Origin of the sequence: Luteococcus peritonei (genome assembly GCF_039526385.1) — a bacterium.
In the GTDB taxonomy this organism is placed as follows: domain Bacteria; phylum Actinomycetota; class Actinomycetes; order Propionibacteriales; family Propionibacteriaceae; genus Luteococcus; species Luteococcus peritonei.
Genome location: NZ_BAAAIX010000036.1, coordinates 1 through 5,748 on the forward strand (window position 1 = coordinate 1; position 5,748 = coordinate 5,748).

Sequence of the window (5,748 nt, forward strand, 5' to 3'; positions counted from 1 at the left end):
TCCACAAACGACACGGTCCTCACAACTCCCAAAAATCGGGGTGTTGCGAGGACCGTTAGAACCCGCCATGGTCGGGGCCCTCGTCGTGTCGTGGTGCGGGTGAACACCACGACCACCCTGTCGGCCGGCGCGCCCTGGTGCCTCGGGGAGCGTCGGCCTGCGGGTCAGTCGGTGCCGGACTCCAGCGCGGCCTCGTCGAGGCGACGCTCGGCCTCGTTCTCGCCGCGACCCATGGACGGGATCAGCATCCCGGTGCCGGGGGTGAGCTGGCCCACCAGACGGGCCTGCGCGCCGCCCAGCTGGCCCTGGGTCTGGTACAGCTCGAGCTTCTCGCGGCTGTCGGCCACGTCGAGGTTGCGCATGGTGAGCTGCCCGATCCGGTCGGTGGGGCCGAAGGCGGCGTCCTCCACGCGCTCCATCGACAGCCGGTCCGGGTGGTAGCTGAAGTTCGGGCCGGAGGTGTTGAGGATCGAGTAGTCGTCGCCGCGACGCAGCCGCAGCGTCACCGAGCCGGTCACCACCGAGGCCACCCAGCGGGTGACCGACTCGCGCAGCATCAGGCTCTGCGGGTCCAGCCAACGGCCCTCGTAGAGCAGCCGGCCCAGGCGCAGGCCCTGCGCGTGGTAGTTGGACAGGGTGTCCTCGTTGTGGATCGCGTTCAGCAGCCGCTCGTAGGCGATGAAGAGCAGCGCCATGCCGGGGGCCTCGTAGATGCCGCGGCTCTTGGCCTCGATGATCCGGTTCTCGATCTGGTCGCTCATGCCCAGGCCGTGGCGGCCGCCGATGGCATTGGCCACCTCCACCAGGCGCACCGGGGAGTCGTAGTCCTTGCCGTTGATCGCCACCGGGCGACCGTTCTGGAAGGAGATCGTGACGTCCTCGGTCTCGATGTGCACCGAGGGGTCCCAGAACTTCACGCCCATGATGGGCTCGACGCTCTCCAGGCCCACGTCGAGGTGCTCGAGGGTCTTGGCCTCGTGGGTGGCGCCCCAGATGTTGGCGTCGGTGGAATAGGCCTTCTCCTGGCTGTCGCGGTAGGGCAGGTCGCGCTCGGAGAGCCAGGCGCTCATCTCGTGGCGGCCGCCCAGCTCGGCGACGAACTGCTCGTCCAGCCAAGGCTTGTAGATCCGCAGGCGCGGGTTGGCCATCAGGCCGTAGCGGTAGAACCGCTCGATGTCATTGCCCTTGTAGGTGGAGCCGTCGCCCCAGACGTGCACGTCATCGTCGTACATGGCCCGCACCAGCAGGGTGCCGGTGACGGCGCGACCCAGCGGGGTGGTGTTGAAGTAGGCCTTGCCGCCGGAGCGGATGTGGAAGGCACCGCAGGCCAGGGCGCTCAGGCCCTCCTCGACCAGCGCCTCCTTGCAGTCCACCAGGCGCGAGATCTCGGCGCCGTACTCCAGCGCACGGCCGGGCACCGAGCCGACGTCGGGCTCGTCGGGCTGGCCGATGTCAGCGGTGTAGGTGCAGGGGATGGCACCCTTCTCGCGCATCCAGGCAACCGCGACAGAGGTGTCGAGGCCCCCGGAGAAGGCAATGCCGACGCGCTCGCCGGCGGGCAGGGAGGTCAGAACTTTGGACACGTCGAAGAGCTTAACGCATACCTATTCCAAACGTCGAATAAGTATTCCATCTGGGCCCCGGCCCACCCGGCCGACGACCCTCAGGCCACCAGGATGATCTTGCCGACGTTCTCCCCGCCGGCCAGCTGCTCATGGGCCCGACGCGCCTCGGCCAGCGGGATCCGGGTCTCCGGGGCGGGCTTGATCCGGCCGTCCTCGACCATCGGCCAGACCACCTCGGCGACGCGACGGCAGATCTCCGCCTTCTCCTCGACGGGGCGGAAGCGCAGGCTGGTGGCCGTCACCAGGGCGCGCTTGTTGAGCAGCTTGCCGATGTTCAGGGTGCCCTTCACACCGCCCTGCATGCCGATGATGACCAGCCGGCCCTCGGTGGCCAGTGCATCGACATTGAGCTCCAGGTACTTGGCGCCCATCACGTCCAAGATCACGTCGGCGCCCTTGCCGTCGGTGGCCTGCTTCAGCTCGGCCACCCAGTCGTCGTGGTAGTCGATGGCGACGTCGGCGCCCATGGCGCGGCAGTGCTCCAGCTTGGCCTCGCTGCCCGCGGTGGTGATCACGCGGCAGCCCAGTGCCTTGGCGTACTGGATGGCGAAGGTGCCGATGCCGCCCGCGCCGCCGTGCACCAGGAAGGTCTCACCCTCGCGCAGGTGCACCCCGTCCATGTTGCTGACCACCGTGGCAGCCACCTCCACCAGCTGGGCGGCCGTCACCAGGTCGACGCCCTGGGGCGGCCGGATGCACTGCCCCGAGGGCACCACGAAGAACTCGGCGTAGCCGCCGCCGGCCAGCAGGCAGGCCACCTCGTCGCCCACGGCCAGGTCGGTGACGCCCTCGCCCAGCTCCTCCACCACGCCGGTCGCCTCCAGGCCCATGGTCTCGCTGATGCCCTTGGGCGGCGGGTAGTGGCCCTGGCGCTGCAGCAGGTCGGCGCGGTTCACGCCGACGGCGACGGTGCGCACCAGCACCTCACCGGGAGCCGGGCTGGGGGTCTCCACCTCGGCCCACTCGATCTGCTCGGGTCCGCCGGGTTCGGTCACGGTGATCGCATGCATGCTGCCAGCCTGCCACAGCGTGCCGCAGCGCCGACAGGCCCCTGACAGGGCCCGGCAGGCGGTCCCGAGGAGCGGTTCAGGCCTGTTCGGGGCGCTCGCTGCCGACGGCGGCGTCGCCATCCACCTGGGCCGGAGCCGAGGTCCCGGGCACCGGGTCGCCGGGCTGCAGGCCGGGGGCGTGCATCATCGGCACGTTCATGGTCTCGCCGTAGCCGCGGCTGGCGTCGAGCCGCTTGGCGATGTCGGCCACCAGCGAGGTCATCTGCTCGTCCTCGCCCTGCGGGGCGATCACGTGGGTGCGGCCCACCTGGCCGTGGTAGAGCGTCAGGTGGGAGCCGTTGGCGCTGGTGGTCACCTTGGTGACCTCCTCCCAGGTGCCCTGCCGCTCGGTGCCGGGTCCGGTGATCCGGTAGCCCTCGGCATCCACGTCGACGAAGGTGCGCATCCGCACCATGGAGCTGCCCGCGATGGCGGCCAGGGTGACACCGGCCAGCAGCACCAGCACCGCGAGTGCCCGGCCCAGGCCACCACTGGTGAGGGCCACCAGCAGGGCGCCGAGCAGCACCAGGGCGGCGGCGATCACGAAGGCGCGCACCGGCGGGGCCGGCTTGAGCACGTAGCGGTGGGAAGCGGGCTGGACGGCGTCGGTCTGGCTCACGGTGCTCCTCGGGGGCTGCAGCGGGGAAACTTGCGGCGAGGGTGGGATTCGAACCCACGGAGAGTTGCCCCTCGGCCGCTTTCAAGGCGGCTGCACTAGTCCACTATGCGACCTCGCCCCGTGCCGTCGGACGGCGGCTGCCGCCGGCGGACCGGTCATCGTTCATGCTATCCGACGCCCGGTGGCGTCCCGACGCGCAGCGCTGCGGCGCGGTGACGGCCCCCGGTGGGGAGAGTTGGGGCGATGGGGCTCAGCGAGGGGCCTGCTCGGGCTGCGGATGGTAGGCGCAGGCATCGCTCAGGTCGGCCTGTGCGGCGGCCGCGCTGGGGCTCTGCGAGGGGGTCGGCGTCGGGGTGGGGGTGCTGCTGGGGGTCGCCGTGCTGGGGGCTGCCGAGGCGCTGGTCGGGGCGGCCGTGGGGCTGGGGGCGGTGCCCATGGACTTGTCGATGCCGGCGCGGATCAGCTCGACCATCTTCTCCTTCTCGGGCTTCCACGGCTTGAACTGGGTCCCGTCGGCGTACTTGGTGTTCGGGTAGCCGAACAGGACGCGCTGCACCCGGGCATCCTTCATCCGCAGCGCCAGGTCCACCATGGCCGGGGCCGCGGACTGCGGGATGTCGGTGACCAGGGCGTACTTGCCGGCGTCCGCGATCGCCTCGTAACGGGTGAGCACGGTCTGCGGATTGGCCTGGTCGACGATGGCCTTCACGACGCAGCCCTGCCGCGCCATCCGGTCCGGGTCCTGCGACTGGGAGCGGCTGCGGGCGTACCACATGGCCTTGTAGCCGTTCAGGTGCTGGTTGGGGCCCACCTCCAGGTAGCCGCCCTTGGGCGGGATCCCCTTGGCCGCCTCCTCGGAGGTCTGCGCGATCGGCAGCCGGGTGTTGATGTTCACGGTGACGCCGCCCACGGCGTCGATGAAGCGGGTCAGGCCGTCGATGCTGAGCATGGCGAAGTAGTCGGGCCGGATCCCGGTGATCCCCTCGACGGCGATCTTCATGGCATCGCCGTTGGGATAGTCGGTGTCGGTGAACAGTTCGGGGTGCGCCTCGGGCACGTTCTTCCAGACGCTGTTCAGCTCGTACTCGGGGTTCTCGTTGTCGACGCCGTCCCAGTAGCCGTTGGGATAGGCCTTCGCCAGCGGCGAGCCCTCGGGGAAGGTGAAGGCCTCCAGGTTGCGGGGCAGCTGCACCAGCGCCATGTTGCCGGTGGCCGTGTCGATGCTGGCCAGCATGACGGTGTCGGTGCGGATGCCCTCCTCGGGCTGGTGGGCGTCGCGGTAGGCGGTGCTGTCGGCACCCAGCAGCAGGATGTTGACCCGCGGGTGGTCCTTCCAGGGATCACGCCCCGCCAGCGTGGGGCGGGTCTGGCTGCGGGTGACGGTGTCGTCGAAGACGCTGTTCACCAGGCCTGCCTGGTTGCGGGCGTAGTTGGCGCCCACCAGCAGCGGGGTGGCTGTCAGGAAGCTGAGCAGGCCCACCAGCAGGCCACCGAAGGCCCGCTGCAGCGGGCTGGCCGGACGAGGCCGGGTGGCGAGGTGCGTGGTGACCAGCAGCAGCGGCAGCACCACCGCGAGCACGATCGCCCCGATGCCGAGCAGTCGCAGCTCGTCGGGCTTGACCGCCACCGCGGCCAGGGCGCCCAGGTCGGTCAGTCCCAGCGCTGCCACCACGGCGGCGGCCGCGGCGAAGAGCAGGCTGATCAGTACTCCGGGGGTGCGACCCCGGGTGGGCCACAGGCCGCTGCCGGGCAGCACGGCCCCGAGCAGGGTCCAGGCGACGGAGCCGGCGAAGCCGTGCCCCTCCCGGGTGGCTCGTCGAGCCCCGCGAGAGGCACCGGCCCCGGCCGGTTCGGGGTACGTCGAGCTGACGGCCGGCTCAGAGGTGAGCGGGTCGATCGCGTCGTGGCGCGGCGCTCCGTCCGGGGCGTCGTCCGCGACGTGCCGTGCTCGGCGGGGGGTGACCATCGAGGCCCTTCCAGAAGTCAGGTGTCCTCAAGATGTTAAGTGGCGCCGGTTCAACCGCCCAAGCGGGGGTCTGGTGCAGCCGCTGCCGGGCCTCCGCCGGGGACTGGAGCGCCGTGCCGGAGCAGGTCTTCGGGGGTTGCAGGAGAGGCGGCTTTGCCGCGAGGCTGGCTTCCCGTTACGCTTGGTCCTCGTTGGAGGTGTCGCCTAGTCAGGTCTATGGCGCCCGCCTGCTAAGCGGGTTTGGGGCTAAAACCCCATCGCGAGTTCAAATCTCGCCACCTCCGCCAACCGATGCCGTCGGACCCCAGGGTCCGGCGGCATCACTGGTTCCCAGGGCCATCTGCCCACCCGGTCCGGATGCGGGCTGCCTGCCCAACCCGGAAAACCGTCCCCTCGATCGTCCGGATCGCCGATGTCAGCCCGGCGGATTCATGTGGTCAGCGCAACGGTTCTGTGAGGAGGGGTTGTGATGGCGCATGGGGTCGAGGT

At 70.4% G+C, this 5,748-nt stretch carries 4 protein-coding genes and 2 tRNA genes; 1 reads left to right on the forward strand and 5 read right to left on the reverse strand.

Annotated features, from left to right (window positions below; all coding sequences use genetic code 11):
- Positions 1–164: 164 nt before the first annotated feature.
- From argG to ABD073_RS15205, 5 genes are all read right to left on the reverse strand, one after another.
- Positions 165–1,583 carry an argininosuccinate synthase gene (gene argG / locus ABD073_RS15185; RefSeq protein WP_343875996.1) on the reverse strand — a complete coding sequence of 473 codons (1,419 nt, stop codon included), beginning with the start codon at positions 1,581–1,583 and terminating at the stop codon, positions 165–167.
- 80 nt (positions 1,584–1,663) lie between these two features.
- Complete coding sequence (locus tag ABD073_RS15190; protein ID WP_343875998.1) at positions 1,664–2,635, reverse strand: NAD(P)H-quinone oxidoreductase; 972 nt, start codon at positions 2,633–2,635, stop codon at positions 1,664–1,666.
- A gap of 76 nt (positions 2,636–2,711) precedes the next feature.
- Complete coding sequence (locus tag ABD073_RS15195; protein WP_343875999.1) at positions 2,712–3,293, reverse strand: hypothetical protein; 582 nt, start codon at positions 3,291–3,293, stop codon at positions 2,712–2,714.
- A gap of 33 nt (positions 3,294–3,326) precedes the next feature.
- Positions 3,327–3,411, reverse strand: a tRNA-Ser gene (locus tag ABD073_RS15200).
- Between the two features lie 132 nt (positions 3,412–3,543).
- Positions 3,544–5,259 (reverse strand): LCP family protein, encoded by a 1,716-nt coding sequence (locus ABD073_RS15205; RefSeq protein WP_343876001.1) that lies wholly within the window; start codon positions 5,257–5,259, stop codon positions 3,544–3,546.
- A 193-nt stretch (positions 5,260–5,452) separates the two neighbouring features.
- Between ABD073_RS15205 and ABD073_RS15210 the strand changes: the two genes are divergently transcribed.
- A tRNA-Ser gene (locus tag ABD073_RS15210) sits at positions 5,453–5,546 on the forward strand.
- Positions 5,547–5,748: the final 202 nt, after the last annotated feature.